Annotated in this window: 1 protein-coding gene; it reads left to right on the top strand. The window is 62.9% G+C overall.

Features of this window, described 5'->3' with window-relative positions; translation table 11 throughout:
- Nucleotides 1–106 precede the first annotated feature (106 nt).
- The coding region (locus tag EOA60_RS31785) for an ABC transporter ATP-binding protein (RefSeq protein ID WP_164899725.1) at nt 107–1702 on the top strand (1596 nt) is incomplete at its 3' end.

Genomic DNA, 1702 nt, shown 5'->3' with positions numbered 1-1702 from the left:
GTTTCTTCCCTGCCGGCGTTTCCTCCGGCGCCAACTCGCTCTATAAGCCGCCTCTCGCCCCCGTGGCGAATCCGAAATTTGATAAGCCAGACACAGGATCGGCCGTTTGTTTCGCTTCTTCCGCTCGACGGAGAACCAGCGCCTTGTCGCAAGGCTGGTACGAGAATCTTTCCGGGAGCATAAATTCGGCTATGGCGCGGCCATTGTGTCGATGCTGGTGGTGGCCGCCATGACGGGGGCAAGCGCATGGATCCTGAAGGAGATCACCAACGAATTCGTGGTCTACAAGAGAGCGGATCGCGTCAACCTGATCGCGGCCGCGGTCGCCGCTATCTTCGTCCTCAAGGGCCTGGCGACCTTCGTTCAGGCCTATTTCATGAGCCGGGTCGGCAATGCCATCATCGCCGATAGGCAGCGAAAGATCTATGACCGGATCCTGGCGCAAGGCATCGAATTCTACCATTCGACCTCGTCGTCCGACCTGATCACCCGCATGACCAACAACGCCCAAGCCGCGCGCAGCGTGCTCGACCTCGTCGTCACGTCCTATGTGCGCGATCTGGTGACGTTGATCGTGCTGGTCGCAGTGATGGTCTGGGAGCAGCCGGCGCTGTCGCTGATCTGCTTCGTCGTCGGACCGGTGGCGATCTACGGCGTCAACAGCATTCTCAAGCGCGTGCGCCAGATCGCCAAGATGGAATTCCGCTCGCTCGGCCAGATCGTGCATGTGATGCAGGAAACGGCAATCGGCGTGCGCGTCGTCAAATCCTTCAATCTCGAAGGCGCGATGCGCAAGCGCATGTACAAGGCCGTGTCGGACGTCCAGAACCGCGCCAACAACATCGCGACGCTCGAGGCAGCCACCAGCCCGGTGATGGAAACGCTTGCCGGTCTGGCGATTGCCGGCGCAGTCTTCATCAGCGGCTTCCTGGTGCTGCAGGGCGGCCAGATGCCGGGCAACATCATGGCCTTTATCGGGGCGCTGCTGCTCGCTTATGAGCCGGCAAAGCGGCTGGCGCGCGTGCGCATCTCGCTGGAGACCGGCATCGTCGGCGTGCGCATGATGTTCCAGCTTGCCGACCGGCCGCTGACGCTGGCCGAAAAGCCCGGCGCCAAGCCGCTGCAGCCGGGCCCGGGCGAAATCCGCTTCGACAATGTCAGCTTCGCCTATCCCGAGAGCCCGCCGGTTTTCGAACAGCTCAACCTGACCCTGGCGGCCGGCAAGATGACGGCGCTGGTCGGACTTTCCGGCGGCGGCAAGTCAACGATCCTCAACCTGATCATGCGCATGTACGACCCGCAAAGCGGCAAGGTCATGTTCGACGGCCAGGACATCTCCTTCGCCACGCTCGATTCACTCAGGCAGAAGATTGCCTATGTCAGCCAGGACACGTTCCTGTTCGCCGGCACCATCATGCACAACATACGTCTCGGGCGTCAGGACGCGACCGACGAGGAGGTGATCGCCGCGGCCAAGGCCGCCAACGCGCATTACTTCATCAGCGCCATGGCCAAGGGCTACGAGACGGAGGTGGGCGAGAACGGCTCGTTGCTGTCCGGCGGCCAGCGCCAGCGCATCTCGATCGCGCGCGCCATGCTGCGCAATGCCGAGATCCTGCTGCTCGACGAGGCGACCAGCGCGCTGGACGCCGAATCGGAAGCGCTGTTCCGCGACGCGCTGCAGCAACTCACGGTCGGACGC

It is taken from the genome of Mesorhizobium sp. M1A.F.Ca.IN.020.06.1.1, assembly GCF_004023265.1.
Taxonomy (GTDB): Bacteria; Pseudomonadota; Alphaproteobacteria; order Rhizobiales; family Rhizobiaceae; genus Mesorhizobium.
This window is presented reverse-complemented; position numbering and strand designations above follow the sequence as displayed.